Here is a 26,258-nt window from a genome sequence, read left to right as displayed (position 1 = left end):
CGGCGTTAGACTATATCTTGACGTCAAGATACTTGCCGAGAGGCGCAGGTCCCGCGTTCGGCGGGCCTTCCATCATCGGCCCGGTAAGCGGCGGCCGTCAGGTTAGCCAAGGCTTACCTTATCACCGGGTGGACCAAGAAGGAGTCAGTCGTGTCCGCGAACAGCTTCGACGCCCGCAGCTCGCTGCAGGTGGGCGACGAGTCGTACGAGATCTTCAAGCTCTCCGCCGTCGAGGGTTCCGAGCGGCTGCCGTACAGCCTCAAGGTCCTGCTGGAGAACCTGCTCCGCACCGAGGACGGCGCGAACATCACCGCCGACCACATCCGCGCGCTGGGCGGCTGGGACCCGACGGCCGAGCCGTCCGAGGAGATCCAGTTCACCCCGGCCCGCGTGATCATGCAGGACTTCACCGGCGTTCCCTGCGTGGTCGACCTGGCCACCATGCGTGAGGCCGTGAAGGAGCTGGGCGGCGACCCGTCCAAGATCAACCCGCTGGCGCCGGCCGAGCTGGTCATCGACCACTCCGTCATCGCCGACAAGTTCGGCACCCCGGACGCCTTCGTCCAGAACGTCGAGATCGAGTACGGCCGCAACAAGGAGCGCTACCAGTTCCTGCGCTGGGGCCAGACCGCGTTCGACGAGTTCAAGGTCGTCCCGCCCGGCACCGGCATCGTCCACCAGGTCAACATCGAGCACCTGGCCCGCACCGTCATGGTCCGCAACGGCCAGGCGTACCCGGACACCTGCGTCGGCACCGACTCGCACACCACCATGGTCAACGGCCTGGGCGTGCTGGGCTGGGGCGTCGGCGGCATCGAGGCCGAGGCCGCGATGCTTGGCCAGCCGGTCTCGATGCTGATCCCGCGCGTGGTGGGCTTCAAGCTCAACGGCCAGCTGCCGGCCGGCACCACCGCCACCGACCTGGTGCTCACCATCACCGAGATGCTGCGCAAGCACGGTGTGGTCGGCAAGTTCGTCGAGTTCTACGGCGAGGGCGTCACCTCGATCCCGCTGGCGAACCGCGCCACCATCGGCAACATGTCGCCGGAGTTCGGCTCGACCTGCGCGATCTTCCCGATCGACGCCGAGACCATCAACTACCTGAGGCTCACCGGCCGTGACGAGCAGCAGCTCGCCCTGGTCGAGGCATACGCCAAGGAGCAGGGCCTCTGGCACGACCCGTCGGTCGAGCCGGTCTTCTCCGAGTACCTGGAGCTGGACGTCTCCACCGTCGTCCCGTCGATCTCCGGCCCGAAGCGCCCGCAGGACCGCGTGATCCTGGCCGAGGCCGCCGAGAAGTTCGGCGAGGCGCTGCCGACCTACTCCGCCGAGGCCTCGAAGCCGACCGCCGTCACCGCGGCCGACGGCTCGTCCTACGAGATCGACAACGGCGCGGTCGTGATCGCCTCGATCACCTCCTGCACCAACACCTCCAACCCCTCCGTCATGCTGGGCGCCGCCCTGCTGGCGAAGAAGGCCGTGGAGAAGGGCCTCACGGTCAAGCCGTGGGTCAAGACCACCCTGGCGCCCGGCTCCAAGGTCGTCATGGACTACTACGAGAAGGCCGGCCTGCTCCCGTACATGGAGAAGCTGGGCTTCAACCTGGTCGGCTACGGCTGCGTCACCTGCATCGGCAACTCGGGCCCGCTGCCCGAGGAGGTCTCCGCCGCGGTGAACGAGTCCGACCTGGCGGTCGTCTCGGTGCTCTCCGGCAACCGCAACTTCGAGGGCCGGATCAACCCGGACGTCAAGATGAACTACCTGGCGTCCCCGCCGCTGGTGGTCGCCTACGCCCTCGCCGGCAACATGAACATCGACCTGACCCGGGACGCGCTGGGCCAGGACGCCGACGGCAACGACGTCTTCCTCGCCGACATCTGGCCGTCCGAGCAGGAGGTCGCCAACGCGGTCGCCGGCTCGATCGACGAGGCCATGTTCGACAAGGGCTACCAGGACGTCTTCGCCGGCGACCACCGCTGGCAGTCGCTCCCGGTCCCGACCGGCAACACCTTCGAGTGGGACGCCGAGTCCACCTACGTCCGCAAGCCCCCGTACTTCGAGGGCATGGCCAAGACCCCGAGCCCGGTGACCGACATCGCCGGTGCCCGCGTGCTGGCCAAGCTGGGCGACTCGGTCACCACCGACCACATCTCCCCGGCCGGCAACATCAAGCCGGGCACCCCGGCGGCGCAGTACCTCACCGAGCACGGTGTGGAGAAGCGTGACTTCAACTCCTACGGCTCGCGCCGTGGCAACCACGAGGTCATGATCCGCGGCACCTTCGCCAACATCCGCCTGCGCAACCAGATCGCGCCGGGCACCGAGGGCGGCTACACCCGCGACTTCACCCAGGCTGACGCTCCGGTGTCGTTCATCTACGACGCCTCGCAGAACTACCAGGCCGCGGGCATCCCGCTGGTGGTCCTGGCCGGCAAGGAGTACGGCTCCGGCTCGTCCCGCGACTGGGCGGCCAAGGGCACCGCGCTGCTCGGCGTCAAGGCCGTCATCGCCGAGTCCTACGAGCGCATCCACCGCTCCAACCTGATCGGCATGGGCGTCCTGCCGCTGCAGTTCCCGGCCGGCCAGAACGCCGACTCGCTGGGCCTGACCGGTGAGGAGACCTTCGAGTTCACCGGTGTCACCGAGCTGAACGAGGGCCGCACCCCGAAGACCGTCAAGGTCAAGGCCGTTAGCCCGGCGGGCACGAGCAGCGAGTTCGACGCCGTGGTGCGCATCGACACCCCCGGTGAGGCGGACTACTACCGCAACGGCGGCATCCTGCAGTACGTGCTGCGCAGCCTGATCGGCTGACAGTAGGTCGGAAGAGCCGCACCGTTTCCCGCAAGGTACGGTGCGGCTCTTTGCCATTTCTTGGAGGAATCCGGCCACCCTCTTGTGCGCCGCCCGTCAGGTGGACTAGACCTCTCCATCAGCACTTGGTCCATACCAATTGACGCCGAATCGGAGAGATGCTCGGAATGACCAGACGAACCTCCGCACTCCTCGCCGCCGCCACCATCGGCGCCCTGCTCGTCTCCCCGGCCGCCGCGCACGCCGACCAGCAGGGAAAGCGCCTGAGCGGTCAGCGGGTCGGCTACTTCACCCAGTGGGGCATCTACAGCGGGTTCTCCGCCAAGAAGGTCCAGGACAGCGGCCAGGCCGGCAAGCTGACCGTGCTCAACTACGCCTTCGGCAACGTCTCCGCCGACGGCACCTGCTTCGAGGCGAACGAGGCCGGGGCTGGCGACGCCTGGGCCGACTACCAGCGGCCGGTGAGCGCCGAGGAGTCGGTGGACGGCGTGGCCGACGCCCCGGACCAGGTGCTCAAGGGCAACTTCAACCAGCTGCGCAAGCTGAAGGCGAAGAACCCGCAGCTGCGGGCGGTGATCTCGCTGGGCGGCTGGAGCTGGTCCAAGCACTTCTCGGACGCGGCGCTCACCGACGCCTCCCGGAAGAAGTTCGTCTCCTCCTGCATCGACCTCTACGTCAAGGGCAACCTGCCGCAGCTGGGCTCCGCCGAGGGCGGTGCGGGCGCCGGCGCGGGAGTGTTCGACGGCATCGACATCGACTGGGAGTACCCGGGCAGCCCGGGCGACGACGGCAACGTGGTGCGTCCCGAGGACGGGCGGAACTTCACCCTGCTGATGCAGGAGTTCCGCACCCAGCTGGACGCGCTGTCCGGCAGGAAGGGCCGGCACCACCTGCTGACCGCCGCGGTGCCGGCCGGTGAGTCCGCGATCGACAAGTTCGAGATCGACAAGGTCGCCGAGCCGGTGGACTGGCTGAACCTGATGGCCTACGAGCTGCACGGCCCGTGGGAGACCAAGGGTCCGACCAACCACGAGTCCAACCTGTACTCCGACCCGAACGACCCCACCGGGCTGCGGCTGAGCGTGGACCGGCTGGTCGGCACCTACACGGACCGCGGCCTGCCGTCCAGGAAGGCCGTGGTGGGCGTCCCGCTCTACGGCTTCGGCTGGACGGGCGTGCCCGGTGGCCCGCGCGGCAACGGCCTGTACCAGTCGGCCACCGGCCTGGCCCGCGGCGGCACCCTGGCCTACAAGCAGATCAAGAACCTGCCCGGCACGGTCTACAGCGACCGGGCGCACGGGGTGAGCTGGAAGTACGACGGCACCGACTTCTGGACGTACGACACCCCGGAGATGGCGACCGCCAAGGCCCGCTACGTCCGGGAGAACGACCTGGGCGGGGTGATGGTCTGGTCGCTGGACGGTGACGACGCCCAGGGCGGCATGATCGCCGCGCTGGACAAGGGGCTTCGGGACAACTGAGACTGAGGGCCCGTCAGGGCGCTCACCGCGCGCAGCTTTGCCGTCACAGTTCCCTAACGTGATGCGCAAAGCTGCGCATTTCTATGTTCAAACGAACATAACCGCGCTAGATTCGCGATCAGGTCTGGCGCGGACACGTAATGTGCAGGGTCCCTGCACATTGCACATGCTGCACCGCCGACAACGCTTTGACTGTCAGGTTTGTTATCAGACCGGCGGCCTATTGCTGTCAGATGAACAGTGGACTATACCTTTGCGCATCATCACACCGCCTCTGACCGGCATATTCGCCGCTGGGCACCTTTCGGGCCACGAAAGTTGACGCGACGTCAGCTTTGGCTCACATCTTCTGGAACTGAGGGGTTAGGGCACGCATGGGCTCTGCAACTGAGTACAACCGCCGCGACCTGTTCAAGCGCGCGGCCGCGATCACCGTCCTGGCGGCCGGCAGCAGCTCGCTGCTCGCGGCCTGTGCCGGCGGTACCGGGAGCTCCGACAAGGGCACCAAGGCGGCGGGTGGCTTCAACCTGAGCGACGCCAAGAACCCGTTCGGGGTCAAGGACTCCGACGGCCTCGAGGTCTTCATCTTCGACGGCGGCTACGGCAACGAGTACGCCAAGGCGTTCGAGGCGATCTACTCGAAGCAGTACCCCGGTGCGAAGGTCAACCACCAGGCCGACAAGGACGTCACCGGCAAGCTCCAGCCGCGATTCAACGCCGGTTCCCCGCCGGACGTCATCGACGACTCGGGTGCCAAGCAGATGAAGCTGGACGTCCTCGCGGACTCCAACCAGCTCACCGACCTGGCCCCGCTGCTGGACGCGCCGTACATCGACGACCCGTCGAAGAAGGTCCGCGATGTGCTGATGCCCGGCACTGTCGAGTCCGGCACGGTCAAGGGCAAGGTCTACAACCTGTCCTACGTGTACACCGTCTGGGGCTGGTGGTACTCCGGCAAGCTGTTCAAGGACAACGGCTGGACCGCGCCGAAGACCTGGGCCGAGTTCATCACCCTGTGCGAGCAGATCAAGGCCAAGGGCATCGCCCCGGTCGCGCACCAGGGCAAGTACCCGTACTACATCAACGTCGTCATGATGGACATGATCGCCAAGCAGGGCGGCCTGGACCTCATGAAGCGGATCGACGCCCTCGACGCCGCGGCGTGGGACGACCCGGCCGTGAAGACCGTGGTCGAGGCGTTCTACCAGGTCGTCGACAAGGACTTCCTGCTCCCCGGCACCAACGGCATGACCCACACCGAGTCGCAGACGGCGTGGAACCAGTACAAGGCCGCGTTCATCCCGTCCGGCTCCTGGCTGGAGAACGAGCAGCTGCCGACCACCCCGGCCGACTTCGACATGAAGTTCCTGCCGATGCCGTCGCTGCCCGGTGACAAGCTGCCCTTCGAGGCCATCCGCGCCGGTGCCGGTGAGCCGTTCATCGTTCCGTCGAAGGCCAAGAACGTGGCCGGCGGCCTGGAGTTCCTGCGGATGATGCTGACCAAGGAGGCCTCGGGCAAGTTCGCCCAGACCGCCAACAGCCTCACCTGCCTCAAGGACGGTGTCGGCCCGGAGGTCCAGCTGAAGCCGGGTACCGCCTCCACCGTGGTGGCGCTGAAGGCCGCGGCCGCGAACACCTTCAACTTCCAGTACCCGAACACCGCTTCGAAGTTCGACGAGGACCTGCAGAACGCCTCCGGCGAGCTGATGGCCAAGCGCATCGGTCCCGACGAGTGGATCAAGCGCGCCAAGGAGTCGGCCTCCAAGAACAAGACCGCCTGATCGGTCACTCGATCAACGCACCGGGGGCGTCGAGGCGCCCCCGGTGCGTCTTCCTGACGGACAGGAGAAGTGGCCATGCGTCACGGCAAGTACCCCTTCATCGTGGGGTTCCTCTTCCTTCCGATCGTGCTGTACGTCGGCCTGGTGCTCTGGCCCTACGCGCAGACCTTCGGATACTCCCTGACCAACTGGTCCGGGGCGAGCCAGGAGATGGATTTCGTCGGCCTGGACAACTACACGAAACTCCTCGATGACGAGGTCTTCGCCGGTGCCCTCTGGCACAACCTGATGCTGCTGATCCTGCTCCCGGTCGTCACCATCCTGATCGCGCTGTTCTTCGCCTTCATGCTGAACGTCGGCGGCAAGGGCGGCACCGGCGGTGTGCAGGGCGTCAAGGGCGCGGCCTTCTACAAGGTCGTCTTCTTCTTCCCGCAGGTGCTGTCGATCGCCATCCTCGCCGTGCTCTGGCAGGCGGTGTACCGCACCGACCAGTCCGGCCTGGCCAACGGCATCCTGATCAAGCTGGGCCTGGCCACCGTGAACGACCCGGTGCAGTGGCTGTCCGACCCCGACCTGGTCATGTGGTGCGTGCTGGCGGTGCTGGTCTGGTCCGGCGTCGGCTTCTACCTGGTGCTGTTCTCGGCCGCCATGCAGGGCATCCCGAAGGACATCTACGAGGCCGCCCTGCTGGACGGCGCCAAGCGCGGCCAGACCTTCTTCAAGATCACGCTGCCGCTGCTCTGGGAGACCGTCCAGACCGCCTGGGTCTACCTGGCCATCGTCGCCATGGACGCCTTCGCGCTGGTCGCCTCGATCACCCCCGGCGCGTACTTCGGCGGTGGTCCCGACCACCACAGCGAGCTCATCTCGACCTACCTGATGCGCAACTTCCTGCGCAACGGTGAGGCGGGCTACGCCTGTGCGATGGGTGTGGTGATCTTCTTCTTCACCCTCATTCTGACCGTCGTCTCGCTGTGGGCCACCAAGCGCGACAAGATCGAGTACTGAGCGGGGACCGGACATGACCACTCTCGACAAGACCGCGAGCGTCCCCGGTCAGCGCGGTACCAAGCCCAAGCCGGGCAAGGACCAGCGCTTCGCCGACGGCGGCGGCGTGCTGAACGTCTTCTCGCACGGCTTCCTGGCCATCTGGGCCGTCCTGATCGTCCTGCCGCTGATCTGGGTCGTGCTCGGCTCGTTCAAGACCGACGCGCAGATCAACGGCTCGGCCTGGAGCTGGCCGGCGCACTGGGGCTTCGACGCCTTCAGCCGCGCCTGGTCCAAGGGCATCGGCGGCTTCTTCACCAACACGATCATCGTGCTGCTGGGCTCCGTCACCCTGACCATGCTGCTCGGCTCGATGGCCGCCTACGTGCTGGCCCGCTACGAGTTCAAGGGCAACCGGTTCATCTACTACCTGTTCGTCGCGGGTTCGATGTTCCCGGTGTACCTGGCCCTGGTGCCGCTGTTCTTCATGGTCCGCAACCTCGGTGAGATCTCGCCGTACCTCGGCCTGAACAGCTACGCCGGCCTGATCCTGGTGTACGTCGCCTACTCGCTGCCGTTCACCGTGTTCTTCATGTACTCGTTCTTCCGCACCCTGCCGAGCGCGGTGCACGAGGCCGCGATGCTGGACGGCTGCTCGCACACCCGGACGTTCTTCCAGATCATGGTGCCGATGGCCAAGCCCGGCCTGATCAGCGTGGGCATCTTCAACGTGCTCGGCCAGTGGAACCAGTACATCCTGCCGGTCACCCTGATGCAGCCCACCACGGCCGGCGAGGCCGACCACTCGATGCTCGCCCAGGGCCTGGTCAACCTGGCCCTGCAGTCCGGCTACAAGAGCGACGCCCCGGCGCTGTTCGCCGGTATGACGATCGCGATGCTGCCGGTGCTGGTGGTGTACCTGTCCTTCCAGCGCCAGGTCCAGGCCGGTCTGACCTCCGCCACCCTCAAGTAGCGGACGCCGTACGGCAGAAGGCCCGGCCCCCGTTCCGAATCGGAGCGGGGGCCGGGCCGTTGTGCGCGGAATCGCTACTGGATGTCGCAGGCCTGCGCGCGCAGCGCCCGGGCCAGGTCGTCGCGGCACTCCAGCACCAGGCGGCGCAGCGCGGGGGCGGCGTCCTGGTGGGTGGTCAGCCAGTCGTCGGTGGCCGCCAGCGTCTCGGGCGTGGTCTGGTAGCGCGGGTAGAAGCCGCCGACGATCCGCATCGCGATCTCGATCGAGCGGTCCGCCCAGATCGACTCCAGCATCTCGAAGTACGGCTCGGCGTAGGAGGCCGTCAGCTCGCGCTGCCCGGCCTGGTTGAAGCCGGCGATCTGCGCCTCGACCAGGGCGTTGGGCAGTTCGTCGGAGTCGACCACGGCGGACCAGGCGGCGGCCTTGGCGCCCGGGGTGGGCAGCGCGGCCAGGCACTCGGTGTGCTGGCGGCGGCCGCTGGCGGTGTTGTCGCGGGCCAGTTCGGCGGCCAGCTCCTCGGTGTCGGCCGCGCCGTTGGCGGCGAGGGACAGCCAGAAGTTCCAGCGCAGTTCCTGGTCCACCGTCAGGCCGTCGATCCGGGCGGTGTCCTCCAGCAGGCCGCGCAGCAGCCGCAGGTGGTCGGCGCGCTCGGCGGTGTCGGCGAGGAAGCGGGCCCAGGCGAGCTGGTGGTCGCTGCCGGGGGCGGCCTGCGAGAGCTCGCGCAGCGCGACCTCGGCGAGCGCGGTGCCGTACTCGGCGCGGCGGGCCGGGTCGGCGTACACCTGCAGGGCGACGCCGGCCTGGAGGTGCAGGGACTGCAGCACGCCGATGTCGGACTCCCGGCCGGCGAAGCGCTGCACCAGGTCGAGGTAGTCGCGGGTGGGCATCAGCCCGTCCCGGGTCAGGTTCCACACCGCGGACCAGGCCAGCGCCCGGGCCAGGCCGGTCTCGCCGGTGAGGTCGCCGAGGCCGGTGCGCAGGGTCTCCAGCGAGCGCTCGTCGAAGCGGACCTTGCAGTACGTCAGGTCGTCGTCGTTGAGCAGCACCAGCGCGGGCACCGAACGGCCGGCCGCGTCGGCGACCACGGTGCGGGCGCCGGTGACGTCCAGTTCGTAGCGGTCGGTGCGCCGCAGCGCGCCGTCCTCGGCGAGGTCGTACAGGCCGACCGCGATCCGGTGCGGGCGCAGTACCTCGCCGTCCTGGCGGATCGCCAGTTCGGTGATCCGGCCCTCGTCGTCGTACGTGACCTCGGGGGTGAGGGTGTTGACGCCGGAGGTCTGCAGCCAGGCGGCGGACCAGGCGCGCAGGTCGCGGCCGCTGGTCTCCTCCAGGGCGTCCAGCAGGTCGCCGAGGACGGTGTTGCCGAAGGCGTGCTTCTTGAAGTACCGGCGGGCGCCCTCGAAGAACGCGTCCCGGCCGACGTAGGCGACCAGCTGCTTGAGGACGGACGCGCCCTTGGCGTAGGTGATGCCGTCGAAGTTGAGCTTGGCGTCCTCGAGGTCGCGGATGTCCGCGGTGATCGGGTGGGTGGTGGGGAACTGGTCCTGCCGGTACGCCCAGGCCTTGCGGCGGTTGGCGAAGGTGATCCAGGCGGAGCGGTACTTGGTGGACTCGATCTGCGCGAACGAGCCCATGAAGTCGGCGAACGACTCCTTCAGCCACAGGTCGTCCCACCACTTCATGGTGACCAGGTCGCCGAACCACATGTGCGCCATCTCGTGCAGGATCACGTTGGCGCGGGCCTCGTAGGCGGCCTCGGTGACCTTCGAGCGGTAGATGAACTCCTCGCGGAAGGTCACGCAGCCCGGGTTCTCCATCGCGCCGATGTTGTACTCGGGGACGAAGCACTGGTCGTACTTGCCGAACGGGTACGGGTAGTCGAACTCGTCGTGGAAGAAGTCCAGGCCCTGCTTGGTGACGGTGAGGATCTCGTCGGCGTCGAAGTACGGGGCCAGCGAGCGGCGGCAGGTGGTGGCGAGCGGGATCTCCAGCACGGTGCCGTCGGGCAGTTCGCGCGAGTAGTGGTCGCGCACCACGTGGTACGGGCCGGCCACCACGGCGGTGAGGTAGGTGGAGATCGGCTTGGTCGGCGCGAACTCCCAGGTGCGGGTGGAGCCTTCCTCGGTGACGCGCTCGTGCACGGCGTTGGCGTACACGTCCCACGCGGCCGGGGCGGTCACGGTGAAGCTGAACGGGGCCTTCAGGTCGGGCTGTTCGAAGTTGGCGAACACCCGGCGGGCGTCGGCCGGCTCGTAGTGGGTGTACAGGTAGGTCTCGCCGTCCACCGGGTCGACGAAGCGGTGCAGGCCCTCGCCGGTGCGGCTGTAGGCGCACTCGGCGACCACCGTCAGCTCGTTGTGGGCGGCGAGCTCCGGCAGCGCGACCCGGGCGCCGTCGAACACCTCGGCCGGGTCCAGCCGGCGCCCGTTCAGCTCGACGGAGACCACCTCGGGGGCGAGCAGGTCGGCGAAGCTGGACGCGCCCGGGGTGGCGCAGTCGAAGGAAATCCGGGTGGTGGAACGGAAGGTGGGCCGGCCGGAGTCGGCCGCCGCACTCACGTCCAGGTGGACGCGGTAGCTCTCCACCCGGATGATCCCGGCCCGGTCGCGGGCCTCCTCACGGCTCAGGTTCTTGCCCGGCACGGCGGTACTCCTCTGTACGGAACACACGGCTTTGGGGGTGTTCATGGCACCCCGTCGGGGGCATCCTTTCACGCCGTTCCCACGGTGCCATTGCACTGGGCGAGGAATCATCACACTGGGGCCGGAGTTGCCGTTCGGAGGGGGCGACGCCCCCGCAACTCTCGATCGCCGACACCGAGGACGCCGCCCGTGAGCACCGCAGACACTCGCAAGACCGCCGACTTCTGGTTCGACCCGCTCTGCCCCTGGGCCTGGATGACCTCCCGCTGGATGCTGGAGGTCGAGCAGCTCCGCCCCGTGGACACCCGCTGGCACGTGATGAGCCTGTCCGTCCTCAACGAGAACCGCGACGACCTGCCCGAGCAGTACCGCGAGCTGCTGGCCGCCGGCTGGGGTCCGGTGCGGGTGCTGATCGCCGCCGCCGAGGCGCACGGCGAGGAGGTGCTCGGCCGGCTCTACACCGAGCTCGGCACCCGCTTCCACAACCAGGGCCTGCCCAACACCCGGGAGACCGTGGTCGCCGCCCTCACCGCCGCCGGCCTGCCCGCCGAGCTCGCGGACGCCGCCGACACGGACGAGTTCGACGAGAAGCTGCGCGCCTCCCACGCCGAGGGCATCGGCCTGGTCGGCCAGGACGTCGGCACCCCGGTCATCGCCGTGGACGGGCCGGACGGCGACCGGATCGCCTTCTTCGGGCCGGTCGTCACCCCCACCCCGCGCGGCGAGGCGGCCGCCCGGCTCTGGGACGGCACGCTGCTGGTCGCCTCCACCCCCGGCTTCTACGAGATCAAGCGCACCCGCACCGCGGGGCCCTCGTTCGAGTAGCCCGCATGCGGAAACCCCCGCACCAAGGGATGCGGGGGTTTCCGCATGTGTTCAGACCACGGCCGGCCGGCGGCTCCGCAGGTAACCGACCACCGCCAGCACGACCGTCAGGCCGGCGGTGAAGTACAGCTGGATGCGGTTCGCGGAGTCCATCGTCATCAGCACCAGGACCACCGCGATCGCGGCCAGCGCCGCGTACGTCAGGTACGGGAACGCCCACATCCGGACGGGGAGCTGCGCCGCCGGCAGCTTCCGGCGCATCCGCAGCTGGGCGACGGCGATGAACGCCCACACCACCAGGACGGCCGCGCCGACCATGTTCAGCAGCCAGGAGAAGACCGTCTCCGGCCACCAGTACGACAGCAGCACGGCCAGGAACCCGAACCCGCAGGACGCCAGCACCGCGCGCCGCGGCACGCCGCCGGAGATCCGGGCCAGCGCGCGCGGGCCGTGGCCGCGGGCGATCAGCGAGTGCGCCATCCGGGAGGAGCCGTAGATGTTGGCGTTCATCGCGGAGAGCAGCGCGATCAGCACCACCACGTTCATCAGCTCCGCGGCTCCCGGGATGCCCAGGGTGTGCAGCACCGCCACGTAGGGGCCGGGCCGGACCACGGACGGGTCGTCCCACGGCACCAGGGTGACGATCACCGCCATCGAGCCGACGTAGAACAGGGCGATCCGCCACATCGCGGTGCGCACCGCCGTGGCCACGCTGCGCCGGGGGTTCTCCGACTCGGCGGCGGCGATGGTGACGGTCTCCAGCCCGCCGTACGCGAACACCGAGGCCAGCAGGCCGGTGACCAGCCCGGCGGTGCCGTGCGGCAGGAAGCCGTGGTGGCCGGTGAGGTTGGAGGTGCCGGGGGAGGAGGTGCCGGGCAGCATTCCGAGCACGGCGAGCACGCCGATCACCAGGAAGGCGCTGATCGCGAGCACCTTGATCGCGGCGAACCAGAACTCGAACTCGCCGAAGTTGCGGACGGCGGCCAGGTTGGTGCCGCAGAAGAACGCCATGAAGGCGGCGACCCAGACCCAGGACGGGACACCGGGCAGCCAGCCGGAGACGATGCCGGCCGCGCCGATCGCCTCCACGCCGACGCCGACGCACAGCAGCACCCAGAACAGCCAGCCGGCCGTGAACCCGGCCCACGGGCCGATCTCCCGCTCGGCGTGCACCGAGAACGAGCCGGAGGCGGGCCGGGCGGCGGACATCTCGCCGAGCATCCGCATGACCAGCATCACCAGCAGCCCGGAGGCCGCGAAGGCGAGTACCACGGCGGGCCCGGCAGCGGCGATTCCGGCGCCGGAGCCGACGAAGAGGCCTGCCCCGATCACTCCACCGAGGGCGATCATCGACAGGTGACGCTGCTTGAGACCGTGGGCCAGCCCGGCGTCCTCGGCGGCGCCATTGGCGTCCGGCCTGACAGCGGCGCGGGCGGAGGTGGGAGTACGGGTCATGCGCGGGGTTTCCAGACTGTGCGACTTCCCGACCATTTCGGCGGGGTCTGTCCACTATTCGGCATATGACGTGGACGCCCCAATCGGGACCGGCATCCGGACGGCCGTCCGACGGACAGTGACGGCCGCAGCACCGTGTGCACACAGTGAGGGCTTGGTCACAGGCCGGACCCGACAATCCCGGCCGGGTCGGCTTTGTCGTGCCCCGACGCGGCGGCGGAGCCCTGACACCGCATAGGTTCACAAGTGATCACCCCATCGGACACCCCGGGAGCAGCCATGGCCATCGCCGCGTCGACACCGTCCACCGCCGTCCTTGCCGACCTGCTGCCGCAGGCGTCCACCCGGATCGGCGCGCGGGCCCGCGACCTGGCCCTGGTGGCCGGCGGCGCCGCACTGACCGGCATCGCCGCCCAGCTGTCCGTCCCGGTGCCGGGCTCGCCGGTGCCGGTGACCGGGCAGACCTTCGCCGCGCTGCTGGTCGGCACCGCGCTCGGCGCCCGCCGCGGCGCCGCCGCGCTCGGCCTCTACCTGGCGGCCGGCGCGGCCGGCCTGCCCTGGTTCGCCGAGGGCACTTCCGGCGCGGGCATGGCCACCTTCGGCTACGTGATCGGCTTCGTGCTGGCCGCCGCCCTCACCGGCGCGCTGGCCCGCCGCGGCGCCGACCGCAGCCCGCTGCGCACCGCCGGCGCGATGGCGCTCGGCAGCCTGGCGATCTACGCGGTCGGCGTGCCGTACCTGGCGTTCGCCCTGGACGTCCCGCTGGCCAAGGCCGCGAGCCTCGGTCTCTACCCGTACCTGGTCGGCGACGCGCTGAAGATGGTGCTCGCGATGGGCGCCCTGCCGCTCACCTGGAAGCTTCTCGGCCGCCGCTGACGGGCGACCCGTCCCGAACCGGGCCCGCCGCCCCTGCCGGGGCGCGGGCCCGGTGGCATGTCACACTCGTGTCCATGCGCGTCTACCTGGGCTCCGACCACGCCGGATACGAACTGAAGAACCACCTCGTCGAGTGGCTGAAGGGGGCCGGGCACGAGCCGGTCGACTGCGGCCCGCACATCTACGACGCCGAGGACGACTACCCGCCGTTCTGCCTGCGGGCGGCCGAGCGCACCGCCGCCGACCCGGAGGCGCTGGGCGTGGTGATCGGCGGCTCCGGCAACGGCGAGGCGATCGCCGCCAACAAGGTCAAGGGCGTCCGCGCCGCGCTGGCCTGGAGCGAGCAGACCGCCGCCCTCGGCCGCGAGCACAACAACGCCAACGTGATCTCGGTCGGCGGCCGGATGCACACCGTGGACGAGGCCACCAAGTTCGTCGAGATCTTCCTCAACACCCCGTACAGCGGCGAGCCCCGGCACACCCGCCGGATCCAGATGCTCTCCGAGTACGAGACCACCGGCGAGCTGCCGCCCGTCCCGGCCCACCACCCGCAGGGCTGAGTCGGACCCAACGCACCGCGCCCGCCCGGGAGTTGTCCCGGGCGGGCGCGTTCGCTCTTTCCCGGACGGTCAGAAGCCGTGCGGCAGCCAGGGTTCCAGCCCCGAGCGGAACGCCGCCGACACCTGCTCCAGCGCACCCGTCCGCAGCTCCCGCACCAGCCCCGCCGCGGCCAGCGCCGTCAGCGAGGTGCCGCCCAGGTAGACCGAGCCCAACTCGCGGACGTCCAGCTCCAGATCGGCCGGCTCGTCCGTCGGCACGCAGGAGGCCGGCTTGCCCGGTACGGCCGTCAGCCGCCAACGGCCCGCGTTCCACGGGCAGAACGCGTCCGTGACCTCCAGCACCGCGTCCACCGGCTGCGCCCAGCCGCGCGCCTCAAGCGCCTTCGGCAGGTCCACCAGCCGCACGAACATGGCGTCCACCAGCCGGGGCATCAGGTGCCGGTAGTCCGACACCAGGTGCAGCAGCGGGTCGTCCGCCGGCAGGTTGAACGCCTCCACCCGCTCGGTGAGGTCGAGGTCAAGCAGGAACTCCCACAGCCGGGCGTACACCCAGGGCTGCTCCGCCTGCACCGCGCGGACCCGGACCACGCCGGCCGCGCCACGATCGTTCCAGTCGTCCTTCACCGCGTACCGGGCGTAGCCGAGCAGCTCACCGGTCTCCGGATCCTCCGCCACCACCGACTGCAGCGGGGAGAAGCCGCTGCGGGACTCCGGCGCGTCCAGCACCGGCAGCTTGTCCCAGCCCGGCTGCCGCACCAGGGTGCCCGGGCGGCGAGTGGCCAGACGGTCGTACAGCTCCTCGCAGCGGGCCAGTTCGGCCCCCGGATCGGCCAGCCGCAGCACCAGCTCGCCGCGGCGCTCCGGCGTGTGCACCTTCACCCGGCCGCGGATCATCGATATGACCGCCTTGCGGGTGCCCTGCCCGTAGCCGAACCGCCCGTAGATCACCGGCTCGGACGCCGTCAGCACCGCCAGCGCCTCCCCGGCCGCATGTACGTCGGCCAGCTGACGGCGCATCATGGCGGTCAGCGCGCCCCGGCGCCGATGGGTGGGCAGCACGCCCACCATCGTCACGCCCGCCGCCGGGACCACCGCTCCGCCCGGCACGACCAGCCGGAAGCTGAACGCCGAGCAGCCGCCGACGATGCGCTCGCCCTCGCAGATCGCCAGCGAACGTTCCACCTCGGTCAACTCGTGCCACAGCGCGCGTTCGGCGGGAGCCTCCCCGCCGCCGCCGAAGGCCACGTCAAGGGTGCTGTACCAGGTCTCCCACTCCTCGGCGCGCAACGGCCGGATGGTCAGATCGGGGTGTCGAATCGTCATGAGCCCCTGCCTACCACCCGATCCGGAACCGTGCGACCGATTTGTCACGCCCATGCCGTAGCCGGCCTCCCGGGCGGCCGAAACCCACCGGAGCGTGCCCCTCCCGTTGCACTCGGTGCCACCGGGCCGTCGACGCGCGCACCGGCGGTGGATACAGTCGGTCCCCATGGTCGGCAGAGCGCGCCCCAGAGCGACGGGCCGGGACGGCGGACCGTCCCGCGAGCCCGTGACGGCCCGGCTGCGCGCTGCGCTGTACCGGGCCAGGCGCAGGGTGCGCCGCACCGGAGTCGACTACTTCCGCGGCGACGGCGTCGACTGGTGGGCGTTCGCCGCCCTCGCCCTCGCCGTGCCCGTCCTGGTCCTGCTGAACATCCTGCTTCCCGACTGGGCCCCGCCCACCGCCCTGGTGCTGCCCGTGCTGGCCGGCGCGCTGCTGCTGCGCCCCGGCACCCTGGTGCTGCTGTACGCCGTCGCCGCCGCCGGACTGATCACCGAATCCCTGGTGCACACCGGCGAACGCGTCGCCAGCGCGCAGCCGGAGACCTACACCCACGGCGTCACCCCCGGCTCCGCGCTGGTGGTCGGCGCGGTCGGCGTCGCCGGACTGCTGGTCGCCCAGTTCCGCCGCCGGATCGGCGTGCCCTGGCGCGGCGGCTCCACCATGCTGTTCGACCTGCGCGAGCGGATCCGGATCCAGGGCCGGGTCCCGGAACTGCCCGACGGCTGGCACACCGACACCGCGCTGCGCCCGGCCGGCGGCCAGTCCTTCTCCGGCGACTTCATGGTCGCCGCCCGCACCGGCCCCGGCGGACGGATGCTGGAAGCCGTCCTCGCCGACGTCTCCGGAAAGGGCATGGACGCCGGCAGCCGCGCCCTGCTGCTCTCCGGCGCCTTCGGCGGCCTGCTCGGCTCGCTGCCCGCCCACGACTTCCTGCCCGCCGCCAACGGCTACCTGCTGCGGCAGGACTGGGCGGAGGGCTTCGCCACCGCCGTCCATCTGGTGGTCGACCTGGACACCGGCGAGTACGAACTGCTCTCCGCCGGGCACCTGCCCGGCATGCACCGTCTCGCGGGCGCCGGGTACTGGGAGGTCAAGGAGGCCGAGGGCCCGCTGCTCGGCGTCTACGACGAGGCCAAGTTCGAGGGGGTGCGCGGCACCCTCGGCCCCGGCGACGTCCTGATGCTGTGCACCGACGGCATGGTGGAGATCCCCGGCCGCGACCTCGCCGAGGGCATGGACCGGCTGATGGGCGAGGCCGACCGGCTGGTCGCCACCGCCCCGGGGTCGATCCGGCCCGGCTCCGCGGTCCGGCTGATCGACACCGTCGCCAAGCACGTCAACGACGACCGCGCGGTGCTGCTGGTCTGGCGCCGCTGAACCTCCGTCCGGTGCAGACGCGGTGAGCGCGGAGTGTCCACGGAGTGTCAAACCCGGACGTTGATCTTCGGCCAATTCCGGTTCGCGGCCCGAGCCGGGCGGCGATGTTGGATCTGCCTGCCGGTTTGCCGCGCAGGCCAGCACGGACCACCGCCCGCCGACGGGGTGTCAGAACCCGTCCGCTATCGTCGCGGTCGGCGAAAATCAGTCCTGCCAGGCGGGTTCGGGCACCGAGCGACCGGGCAAGTCCTTTACGCACTCAGCACGAGCGACCACACTGAGTCCGGATGGAGTGGTGGGGACACGGGGGGCAGGGGCCGGTTTCCGCCTGGGAGCCAACGCCGGCTTCCACCGAACCCCCGCCATGAATCGAGGAAGTGAGTCCCGGTGGCCTTCTCCGTCTCCGCGCTTGTCCTGTTCGGCATCATCGTCGCGATCTTCATTCGCAACAAGCAGCTGAAGACCGGGCACGCCATCGTCGCCGCCCTGTTCGGCTTCATGCTGAGCCAGTCGACCATGGCCGGCCCGATCCAGCAGTTCCTCACCTCGGTCTCCAAGGCCATCGCGTCGATCGCGGGCTGACGGCCTGTCGGCTCCCCGGCGGCACGCCACGACGGGCGGGAGACACCCCCGCGCCGTCCATTCGGCCTGCCCACGGTGACCAGGCTCACCCGCAACGTCACGCCAGGTCCGCGCCCGAACGCGCACGGTGGCCGAAGTCGCCCACCGTGCGGGGTTCGTACGCACACTGTCATGATCGCGTACGCGCACCGCAGCAGGGTGTCGGCACAGCGTGACCTGGTGGATCGTCAGCCCCTTCCCGACCCAGGGAGCGGGGCCGATCGGCGTTTGCCAGCCTCACGGGCCGTGGGATTTGCTTCCTCCGCAGCCCGGCCAGTGACCGGGCGGGCCACCGGACGGAACGCCTAGTCCTGCCGTCGTCCGGTGCCGACCAGATACCACGCCACGGCAGGAGCGGGGGAACCACAGGTAAGTCGCCGGGCCCGGAAACCACCGGGAACGGCTCGGGGTGAAGCCGCAGTTCCTGCGGCCGGGCAACTCTCGCCCGAACCCGACAGCTCACCTCGCAGGCGTCGGAGAGGAACGCCTTCATGTCCGCTCAGGGCAAGCACCGCAAGCCGAGCCTGGCCACCATCGCCCGGATCGCCATCGCCACCGGTGTGGCCGGCGCCGCGATCGGCCTCCCGGTCACCGCCGCCTCCGCGCACACCGCCACCGAGCAGGCCGGCAGCCGCCCGTCCACGGTCTCGGTGGACGCCACCCCCGTCGCCGACCAGGCCGCCGCCCCGCACAGCTACCGGGTCGCCTCCGGCGACACCCTGTCCAAGATCGCCGCCGCGCAGCACGTCGACGGTGGCTGGCAGAAGCTGTACCAGGACAACCGCTCCGTGGTCGGTGGCAACCCCGACCTGATCTTCCCGGGCCAGAAGCTGGCCATCAACGGCCAGGCCGCCGCCCCCGCGCAGGCCCCGGCCGCCAAGTCCACCTCCACGGACACCGCCACCGCGCCGAAGGTCGCCGTCAAGAAGGCCGACACCGCGAAGCCGGCCACCACCGGCACCGTCAAGGCCCAGCCCGTGGCCCCGGCCCCGCAGGCGGCGCCCCCGGTCGCCACCACGGCCACCACCGCCACCACGGCCCCCACCGCCGTCCCGGCCGCCGCGAGCAACAGCTCCACCTACGTCGCCCCGGCGCCGGGCAAGGTCACCACCGGTTACAAGGTCGCCGGCTCCAACTGGGCCTCCGGCTACCACACCGGCATCGACTTCCCGGTCGCCACCGGCACCAGCCTCAAGGCCATCGCCAACGGCACCGTGGTCTCCGCCGGCAACGGCGGTGCCTACGGCAACCAGGTCGTCATCAAGCTGGCCGACGGCAAGTACGCCCAGTACGCCCACCTGTCCTCGATCTCCGTCTCGGCCGGCCAGTCCGTGACGGCGGGTCAGCAGATCGGTCTCTCCGGCGCCACCGGCAACGTGACCGGCCCGCACCTGCACTTCGAGATCCGCACCACCCCGAACTACGGCTCCGACATCGACCCCGTCGCCTACCTGGCGGCCCACGGCGTCAACGTCTGATCCACGCCTCACCCCCGAAGGCCCCGCGCAGTCCGCTGCGCGGGGCCTTCGGGCTGTCCGGCGAACCGTGCTGGCGCCGCGGAAAACGGCAACGGCCCCGACTGCGTTGGCAGTCGGGGCCGTTGGCCATTCGGAGCGGGTGACGAGAATCGAACTCGCGTGACCAGTTTGGAAGACTGGGGCTCTACCATTGAGCTACACCCGCAAAGGCGTACCCGCACCGCGTCGCGGTGGCGAGGACTGGACCAGGGTACCTGGTCGAGCCGGTGGATTGCACACTCCTTCCGCGCTGTCGGCTCGCGAATATCGCCCCGGTCGGAGGCGGCCCGACGTGTACTCTTCTGCTCGGCACCACGGGGTGTGGCGCAGGTTGGTAGCGCGTCCGCTTTGGGAGCGGAAGGCCGTCGGTTCGAATCCGGTCACCCCGACCGTGCGGCAGGGTCTCGTCCGTGGGCGGGGCCCTGTTGTCGTTGTGGGGCGCGGCCGCCCCGGCCCTGCTCCGCTGTCGTTGTGGGGCGCGGCCGCCCCGGCCCTGCTCCGCCGTGCACCCGGTGCCGGGCGCAGTCACTTTCGTGGTACCGGTAGGATGGACCGCTGGCGGTAGTACGGACAGCATTGCAGCCCCAACCGCCTATCGCCCTGACCGCAAGCCCCCCTAGGAGACCCCACCGTGAAGAGCGCCGTCGAGACTCTGAACCCGACCCGGGTTCGACTCACCGTCGAGGTGCCCTTCGAGGAGCTCAAGCCCAGCCTCGACGCGGCGTACAAGAAGATCAACCAGCAGGTCACCGTTCCGGGCTTCCGCAAGGGCAAGATCCCGAACCGGGTCATCGACCAGCGCTTCGGCCGTGGCGCGGTGCTGGAGGAGGCCGTCAACGACGCGCTTCCGCGCTTCTACACGCAGGCCGTCGACGAGGGCCAGATCGATGTGCTGGGCCAGCCGGACATCACCGACATCGCCGGTGTCGAGAACCTCGCCGACGGCGGTGACCTGAAGTTCACCGCCGAGGTCGACGTCCGTCCCGAGGTCGCCCTGCCGGACTTCGCCGAGATCGCCGTCGTGGTGGACCCGGTCGAGGTCACCGACGAGGACATCGAGAAGTCGCTGCAGCAGCTGCGCGAGCGCTTCAGCTCCGTGAAGGATGTCGAGCGCGCCGCCGCCGAGGGCGACGTCGTGGTCATCGACCTGGAGGCCAAGGTCGACGGTGAGGTGCCGGAGGACGGCACCGCCACCGGCGTGAGCTACGAGATCGGCTCCGGCCGCCTGCTGGACGGCATCGACGAGGCCGTCGTCGGCCTGTCCGCCGGTGAGGCCAAGACCTTCACCACCACCCTCAAGGGTGGCACCCAGATCGGCAAGGACTCCGAGGTCACCGTCACCGTGACCACCGTCCAGGAGAAGGAACTCCCGGAGCTGGACGACGAGTTCGCGCAGCTGGCGAGCGAGTTCGACACCCTGGAGGAGCTGCGCGGGGACTCCCGCAAGCGCCTCGAGCGGATGAAGGAGTTCGACCAGGCCACCCAGGCCCAGGAGAAGGTCCTCGACGAGCTGCTCACCCGGGTCGAGATGGACTACCCGGAGAAGCTGCTCGCGGACGAGATCGGCACCCGCAAGCACAACCTGGAGCACCACCAGCTGGAGCCGATGGGCATGACCCTCGACACCTACCTGGCCTCCCAGGACAAGTCCCGCGAGGACTTCGACAAGGAGACCGAGGACCAGGCGAAGAAGGGCATCAAGACCCAGTTCGTGCTGGACCAGATCGTCAAGAACGAGGAGCTGGGCGTCAACCAGGAGGAGCTCACCGAGCACCTCATCCGTCGCGCCGCCGGCTCCGGCCTGACCCCGGACCAGTTCGCCCAGCAGGTCGTCCAGGGCGGCCAGGTCCAGCTCCTGGTCGGCGAGGTCGCCCGCGGCAAGGCGCTGGCCCTGGTCGTCGAGGCCGCCAAGGTCACCGACACCAACGGTGAGGTCGTCTCCTTCGAGGACGATGAGGAAGAGGTTGTCACCGAGGCCGCCGCCGAGGAGACCACCGAGGCCTGAGCCTCGTAACCGCCGGGAATCCGGCGGACCGCAGCACCGGGACGGGCCCGGGCACCGCATGGTGCCCGGGCCCGTTCGCGTTGGGCCCAGTCACCCTGCGCTCACAGCGAACAGTTCTGCGTGGGGGATTCAGCGGCCGGGCCTGCGCGTTAGGGTCGGTGGACAGCGACACACACGCAGATCGACTGAGCAGGTGGCTAAGTGACGTTCCCGCAGATGCAGATGCCTGGCCCGATGGCACCGCACGCCGCCGGCGGCGACGTGGGCGGCGGCCTGGGCGACCAGGTCTACAACCGGCTGCTCAACGAGCGCATCATCTTCCTCGGCCAGCAGGTCGACGACGACATCGCCAACAAGATCACCGCCCAGCTCCTGCTGCTCGCGGCGGACCCCGAGAAGGACATCTTTCTCTACATCAACTCCCCGGGCGGCTCGATCTCGGCCGGCATGGCGATCTACGACACCATGCAGTACATCAAGAACGACGTCGTGACCATCGCCATGGGCATGGCCGCGTCGATGGGTCAGTTCCTGCTGACCGCGGGCACCCCGGGCAAGCGCTTCTCGCTGCCGAACGCCAACATCCTGATGCACCAGCCCTCCGCGGGCCTCGGCGGCTCCGCCACCGACATCCGGATCCAGGCGGAGCAGCTGCTGCGCACCAAGAAGCGGATGTCGGAGATGATCGCCCACCACAGTGGGCAGACCTTCGAGCAGGTCACCGCGGACTCCGACCGCGACCGCTGGTTCACCCCGGAGGAGGCCAAGGCGTACGGCCTGATCGACGACATCATGCACAGCGCCGCGGACGTCCCGGGCGGCGGCGGCACCGGCGCCGGCCTGGCCGGCTGACCGGTTTCGGAATCCAGACCGCACGCTTCGGAGGACCACAGAACATGAACATCCCCAGCCTGTCCGGTGCCAAGGCCCGCCTGGAGGACATGCGGGCCGAGGGCCGCTACATCGTCCCGCGGTTCGTCGAGCGCACCTCGCAGGGCGTTCGCGAGTACGACCCGTACGCCAAGCTGTTCGAGGAGCGCATCATCTTCCTCGGCTCGCAGGTGGACGACGTCTCCGCGAACGACATCATGGCGCAGCTGATCTGCCTGGAGTCGATGGACCCGGATCGCGACATCTCGATCTACATCAACTCCCCTGGCGGCTCGTTCACCGCGCTGACGGCGATCTACGACACCATGCAGTTCGTGAAGCCGGACATCCAGACGGTCTGCATGGGCCAGGCCGCCTCGGCCGCCGCGGTCATCCTGGCCGCGGGCACCCCCGGCAAGCGGATGGCGCTGCCGAACGCCCGGGTGCTGATCCACCAGCCGTACACCGAGACCGGCCGCGGTCAGGTGTCGGACCTGGAGATCCAGGCCAAGGAGATCTTCCGGATGCGCGAGCAGCTGGAGACCATGCTGGCCAAGCACTCCAACAAGGAGGTCGAGCAGGTCCGCGAGGACATCGAGCGCGACAAGATCCTGACCGCCGAAGAGGCGCTGGAGTACGGCCTGGTCGACCAGATCGTCTCGACCCGGAAGAACTCGTACACCGACTGAACCCTCGCCCCGGGGCGGCGCGTACGTGACGTACGCCCCGCCCCGGGGCGTTCCGGTCGGGGCCGCGGCCCCGGCACAATGGCTGTCGGGTCATGCACCCGCGACGGCATCTGTTCGGTATCAATTCGCCCAGGGCGTAGGGCAGAGCGGCCGAAGTCGACGGAAACAACGGCTCGGCAGAGTACCGTCGGATACCAGACCGACCGCCGACGCAGCCGGTCTCACAGCACCAGGCCCCGACCCCCGCGGGGCCCCTGGCGAAGGGGAAGCACCTCGTGGCACGCATCGGAGACGGTGGCGACCTGCTCAAGTGCTCGTTCTGCGGCAAGTCGCAGAAGCAGGTGAAGAAGCTGATCGCCGGGCCAGGCGTGTACATCTGCGACGAGTGCATCGACCTCTGCAACGAGATCATCGAGGAGGAGCTCGCCGAGAGCTCCGAGGTGCGCTTCGAGGAACTCCCGAAGCCCCGCGAGATCTACGAGTTCCTGGACCAGTACGTGGTCGGTCAGGACCTCGCCAAGAAGGCGCTGTCGGTCGCGGTCTACAACCACTACAAGCGCGTCCAGGCGGGCGAGGCCGGTCGTTCCGGCTCCGGCCGGGACGACGCGATCGAGCTGGCCAAGTCGAACATCCTGCTGCTGGGCCCGACCGGCTCCGGCAAGACGCTGCTCGCGCAGACCCTGGCCCGGATGCTGAACGTGCCGTTCGCGATCGCGGACGCCACGGCGCTGACCGAGGCCGGCTACGTCGGCGAGGACGTCGAGAACATCCTGCTGAAGCTGATTCAGGCGGCCGACTACGACGTCAAGAAGGCCGAGACCGGGATCATCTACATCGACGAGATCGACAAGGTCGCCCGCAAGAGCGAGAACCCGTCGATCACCCGCGATGTCTCCGGCGAGGGTGTGCAGCAGGCGCTGCTGAAGATCCTGGAGGGCACCACCGCCTCGGTGCCGCCGCAGGGCGGGCGCAAGCACCCGCACCAGGAGTTCATCCAGATCGACACCACCAACGTGCTGTTCATCGTGGGTGGCGCGTTCGCCGGCCTGGAGCGGATCATCGAGGGCCGGGCGGGTGCCAAGGGCATCGGCTTCGGCGCCACCATCCGCTCCAAGCGTGAGCTGGACGCCTCGGACCACTTCCGTCAGGTGATGCCGGAGGACCTGGTGAAGTTCGGGATGATCCCGGAGTTCATCGGCCGTCTGCCCGTCATCACCAGCGTGCACAACCTGGACCGTGAGGCGCTGCTGCAGATCCTCACCGAGCCGAAGAACGCGCTGGTGAAGCAGTACCGCAAGCTGTTCGAACTGGACGGCGTGGAGCTGGAGTTCACCCGGGACGCACTGGAGGCCATCGCCGACCAGGCGATCCTGCGGGGCACCGGCGCGCGCGGTCTGCGGGCCATCATGGAGGAGGTGCTGATGTCCGTGATGTACGAGGTGCCGTCCCGTCAGGACGTCGCCCGCGTGGTCGTCACCGGGGACGTGGTCTCCAAGCACGCCATCCCGACCCTGGTCCCGCGCGACATGATCAAGCGTGAGCGCCGGGACAAGAGCGCCTGACCAGGCGTCAACCCGGCCGCAGCGAAGGGGCCCCGCACCGGTGAACGGTGCGGGGCCCCTTTCATGTCCCGTGCGGCGGAGGCTACTTGGGGACCTCGGCGAGCTTGCGCAGCTCCTGGGTGTCGGCGATGACCTTCTCCTTGGTGACGCCGTCCTCGGCGGAGATGTCGAGTTCTATGACCATCACCACGGACGAGCTGTCGGCCCAGACGCAGATGCCGCCGTGCTGACCGCTCAACTCCAGGTCGCCGCAGGACATCCGGCCGCCGAGCGGGCCCGCGTCGACGTCGCTGCGGTTGGTGGCGCCGCCGGACGGGAGGCTGCTGTACAGCACGTCGACCTGCTTGGACGGGAGCAGCACGTGGCCGGTCAGGCCGGACACCAGCAGCATCTTCTCCTGGTCCGAGGAGCGGTAGATGGCGCTGACCGGCTGCGGGTCGGTGAAGGAGTCCTTCTCCGACTGCAGGCCGCTCTGCAGGGAGGTGGCCAGGTCCTTGGCGTCCGCGTCGTCCGGGTCGTTGGTCATGTCGTGGAAGGACTGCGGCAGGACGACGTTGTTCTTGCCGGTGTCCGCCGCGGTGTGGACGATCAGGTAACCGAGCGTGGTCGCGCCGCCGAGAACCACCGCGGCCACCACGGACAGGCCGATCCACAGGCCCTTGCGGGACTTCTTCGGCGCCACCGGATACCCGGGCGGGTAGCCGCCGGGGGTGCCGGGCGGGAACGCCTGCGGCGGCACCGCGCCGCCGCCCCAGGCCTGCTGCGGCGCGGCCGGCTGGCCGTAGCCGCCCTGGGGCGCCGCGGGTGCGCCCTGCGGGGGTATCGCGTCCTGGACGGGCGGGGGTCCGAAGCCGGGCTGCGGCGGGCCGAACTGGTTGTCGGACACGGGGCGATACTCCGTTCGAGCGTGAAGTGCGGTACTGCGATGGTTACTTGGTGACGGTCGCGGCGTCGCGGAGCTGGCGGGCGCGGGTCGCGGCCTCGGTGGTGCTGATGGTCTTGCCGGAGGGGTCCATGGAGATGAACGCGACCATGCCGATGGTGGAGTGGCTGGCGAACATGCACATCGGGATGCCCATCGAGGCCTTGCCGGTGCCGGTGTCCGAGGTGCCCACGCCGCAGCGGAGCTTGGCGCCCGGGTCCGTCGGGTCGCTGGCCTCGACGTCCGTCAGCTCCTGCTTCCAGACCAGCTTGCCCGCGGAGGCGTCGCCGTCGCCCTCGTTGATCTTCTTGGTGAGCACGTCGAGCGCCTTGGCCGGGTCCGGGACCTTGCCCCAGGAGCCGCTGAGGCTGGCCGCGTCGGTGGTGGTCTTCTGGTAGGTCGCGGCGAGCGTGCCCTCGAAGGTGCCGACGCCGTCCAGGCCCTTCAGCCCGCCCTTCTCGTCGGCGTTCTTCTTGGTGTAGCCGGCCACGCTCTCCGGCGCGGACAGCTTGTACTTGCCCTCGGTGTCCGAGCCCTTGGTGCCGCTCAGCCCCCAGTAGGCGAGGCCGCCGCCGATGGCCAGCACCAGGACCACCACCACGGCGATGATCCCGCTCTTGCCCTTGGACGGGGCGGGCGGCGGCGGGAAGCCGCCGTAGCCGGGCTGGCCGGGCTGGCCCGGCTGCTGGGGCATGCCGCCCCACTGCTGCTGGGGCGGCGGCGCCTGCTGCGGGTAGCCGTACCCCGGCTGCCCGGCGGGCGGCGGGGTGCCGTAGCCCGACGGCTGCGGAGCGCCGTACGCGGGCTGCTGCGGGGCGCCGTAAGCCGGCGGCTGGGGGGCGCCGTAGGCCGGCGGCTGCTGCGGCGCACCGTAGCCGGGCTGCGGCGGGGGAGCGCCGTACGGCTGCTGCGGCTGCCCCTGCGGATACTGCTGCGGTCCCTGGCCCTGGCCGTACATATGTCTTTTCTCCCCCGCCGCC

General features: G+C 69.8%; 20 protein-coding genes, 2 tRNA genes and 1 riboswitch. Of the genes, 16 read left to right on the top strand and 6 right to left on the bottom strand.

Translation table 11 applies throughout. The annotated features are described in order from the left end of the window. Positions 1–150 precede the first annotated feature (150 nt). From acnA to ACIHEI_RS11300, 5 genes are all read left to right on the top strand, one after another. A complete protein-coding gene (gene acnA / locus ACIHEI_RS11320) occupies positions 151–2,811 on the top strand; it encodes an aconitate hydratase AcnA (protein WP_396606411.1) in 2,661 nt (886 codons plus the stop codon). Between the two features lie 167 nt (positions 2,812–2,978). Further along, positions 2,979–4,292 (top strand): glycoside hydrolase family 18 protein, encoded by a 1,314-nt coding sequence (locus ACIHEI_RS11315; RefSeq protein WP_396606410.1) that lies wholly within the window; start codon positions 2,979–2,981, stop codon positions 4,290–4,292. 374 nt (positions 4,293–4,666) lie between these two features. Continuing rightward, positions 4,667–6,073, top strand: coding sequence for an N-acetylglucosamine/diacetylchitobiose ABC transporter substrate-binding protein (ngcE, locus tag ACIHEI_RS11310; protein WP_387643075.1), 1,407 nt, complete (start codon positions 4,667–4,669; stop codon positions 6,071–6,073). A gap of 75 nt (positions 6,074–6,148) precedes the next feature. After that, the gene (locus ACIHEI_RS11305) at positions 6,149–7,081 is read left to right on the top strand and encodes a carbohydrate ABC transporter permease (protein ID WP_387643076.1); all 933 of its coding nucleotides are present in this window, start codon (positions 6,149–6,151) and stop codon (positions 7,079–7,081) included. Positions 7,082–7,094: 13 nt separating this feature from the next. Then, on the top strand, positions 7,095–8,033 hold the full coding sequence (locus tag ACIHEI_RS11300; RefSeq protein WP_387861538.1) for a carbohydrate ABC transporter permease: 939 nt from the start codon (positions 7,095–7,097) through the stop codon (positions 8,031–8,033). 74 nt (positions 8,034–8,107) lie between these two features. Here ACIHEI_RS11300 and pepN read toward each other — a convergent pair whose 3' ends face one another. Further along, positions 8,108–10,675, bottom strand: a complete 2,568-nt coding sequence (gene pepN / locus ACIHEI_RS11295) for an aminopeptidase N (protein ID WP_396606409.1) — start codon at positions 10,673–10,675, stop codon at positions 8,108–8,110. 189 nt (positions 10,676–10,864) lie between these two features. Between pepN and ACIHEI_RS11290 the strand changes: the two genes are divergently transcribed. Beyond that, the gene (locus ACIHEI_RS11290; protein ID WP_396606408.1) at positions 10,865–11,500 is read left to right on the top strand and encodes a DsbA family protein; all 636 of its coding nucleotides are present in this window, start codon (positions 10,865–10,867) and stop codon (positions 11,498–11,500) included. A 51-nt stretch (positions 11,501–11,551) separates the two neighbouring features. Here the strand turns inward: ACIHEI_RS11290 and ACIHEI_RS11285 are convergent, their stop codons facing one another. After that, positions 11,552–12,955, bottom strand: coding sequence for an amino acid permease (locus tag ACIHEI_RS11285; protein WP_392956636.1), 1,404 nt, complete (start codon positions 12,953–12,955; stop codon positions 11,552–11,554). A gap of 279 nt (positions 12,956–13,234) precedes the next feature. On the opposite strand from ACIHEI_RS11285, the gene ACIHEI_RS11280 reads away from it, so the two are divergent. After that, entirely contained in the window at positions 13,235–13,831 is a 597-nt protein-coding gene (locus tag ACIHEI_RS11280) for a biotin transporter BioY (protein WP_392956638.1), read from the top strand. Positions 13,832–13,905: 74 nt separating this feature from the next. Next, positions 13,906–14,391, top strand: coding sequence for a ribose-5-phosphate isomerase (locus ACIHEI_RS11275; protein WP_387643082.1), 486 nt, complete (start codon positions 13,906–13,908; stop codon positions 14,389–14,391). A 69-nt stretch (positions 14,392–14,460) separates the two neighbouring features. Here the strand turns inward: ACIHEI_RS11275 and ACIHEI_RS11270 are convergent, their stop codons facing one another. Next, positions 14,461–15,714 (bottom strand): GNAT family N-acetyltransferase, encoded by a 1,254-nt coding sequence (locus ACIHEI_RS11270; RefSeq protein ID WP_392956640.1) that lies wholly within the window; start codon positions 15,712–15,714, stop codon positions 14,461–14,463. A 166-nt stretch (positions 15,715–15,880) separates the two neighbouring features. Here ACIHEI_RS11270 and ACIHEI_RS11265 point away from each other — a divergent pair, with 166 nt between their 5' ends. The 3 genes from ACIHEI_RS11265 to ACIHEI_RS11255 all read left to right on the top strand — a co-directional run bounded on the left by ACIHEI_RS11265 (position 15,881) and on the right by ACIHEI_RS11255 (position 19,191). Beyond that, positions 15,881–17,092: a PP2C family protein-serine/threonine phosphatase gene (locus ACIHEI_RS11265; protein WP_392956642.1), complete on the top strand. Its 1,212-nt coding sequence runs from the start codon at positions 15,881–15,883 to the stop codon at positions 17,090–17,092. Between the two features lie 387 nt (positions 17,093–17,479). Next, entirely contained in the window at positions 17,480–17,674 is a 195-nt protein-coding gene (locus ACIHEI_RS11260; protein WP_035862776.1) for a hypothetical protein, read from the top strand. 370 nt (positions 17,675–18,044) lie between these two features. Continuing rightward, positions 18,045–18,199: riboswitch (cyclic di-AMP (ydaO/yuaA leader) on the top strand. Between the two features lie 5 nt (positions 18,200–18,204). Then, positions 18,205–19,191 (top strand): peptidoglycan DD-metalloendopeptidase family protein, encoded by a 987-nt coding sequence (locus tag ACIHEI_RS11255; RefSeq protein WP_392956644.1) that lies wholly within the window; start codon positions 18,205–18,207, stop codon positions 19,189–19,191. Between the two features lie 134 nt (positions 19,192–19,325). On the opposite strand, the gene ACIHEI_RS11250 is transcribed toward ACIHEI_RS11255, so the two are convergent. Then, positions 19,326–19,396: transfer RNA gene (locus ACIHEI_RS11250), tRNA-Gly, on the bottom strand. A gap of 149 nt (positions 19,397–19,545) precedes the next feature. On the opposite strand from ACIHEI_RS11250, the gene ACIHEI_RS11245 reads away from it, so the two are divergent. The 5 genes from ACIHEI_RS11245 (at position 19,546) to clpX (ending at position 24,356) form a co-directional block, all read left to right on the top strand. Further along, positions 19,546–19,619, top strand: a tRNA-Pro gene (locus ACIHEI_RS11245). Positions 19,620–19,861: 242 nt separating this feature from the next. Continuing rightward, positions 19,862–21,235 carry a trigger factor gene (gene tig / locus ACIHEI_RS11240; RefSeq protein ID WP_387643086.1) on the top strand — a complete coding sequence of 458 codons (1,374 nt, stop codon included), beginning with the start codon at positions 19,862–19,864 and terminating at the stop codon, positions 21,233–21,235. Between the two features lie 222 nt (positions 21,236–21,457). Continuing rightward, complete coding sequence (locus ACIHEI_RS11235; protein WP_387861582.1) at positions 21,458–22,087, top strand: ATP-dependent Clp protease proteolytic subunit; 630 nt, start codon at positions 21,458–21,460, stop codon at positions 22,085–22,087. Between the two features lie 44 nt (positions 22,088–22,131). Continuing rightward, on the top strand, positions 22,132–22,794 hold the full coding sequence (locus ACIHEI_RS11230; protein ID WP_387643087.1) for an ATP-dependent Clp protease proteolytic subunit: 663 nt from the start codon (positions 22,132–22,134) through the stop codon (positions 22,792–22,794). 275 nt (positions 22,795–23,069) lie between these two features. Continuing rightward, on the top strand, positions 23,070–24,356 hold the full coding sequence (gene clpX / locus ACIHEI_RS11225) for an ATP-dependent Clp protease ATP-binding subunit ClpX (protein ID WP_043913988.1): 1,287 nt from the start codon (positions 23,070–23,072) through the stop codon (positions 24,354–24,356). An 82-nt stretch (positions 24,357–24,438) separates the two neighbouring features. On the opposite strand, the gene ACIHEI_RS11220 is transcribed toward clpX, so the two are convergent. Then, entirely contained in the window at positions 24,439–25,242 is an 804-nt protein-coding gene (locus tag ACIHEI_RS11220) for a hypothetical protein (protein ID WP_396606407.1), read from the bottom strand. A 43-nt stretch (positions 25,243–25,285) separates the two neighbouring features. Further along, positions 25,286–26,236 carry a hypothetical protein gene (locus ACIHEI_RS11215; RefSeq protein WP_396606406.1) on the bottom strand — a complete coding sequence of 317 codons (951 nt, stop codon included), beginning with the start codon at positions 26,234–26,236 and terminating at the stop codon, positions 25,286–25,288. Between the last annotated feature and the right edge of the window lie 22 nt (positions 26,237–26,258).

Source organism: Kitasatospora sp. NPDC051984 (assembly GCF_044593455.1).
In the GTDB taxonomy this organism is placed as follows: Bacteria; Actinomycetota; Actinomycetes; order Streptomycetales; family Streptomycetaceae; genus Kitasatospora.
The sequence above is the reverse complement of the archived record's forward strand: the minus strand, read 5'-3'. Positions and strand labels throughout refer to the sequence as shown.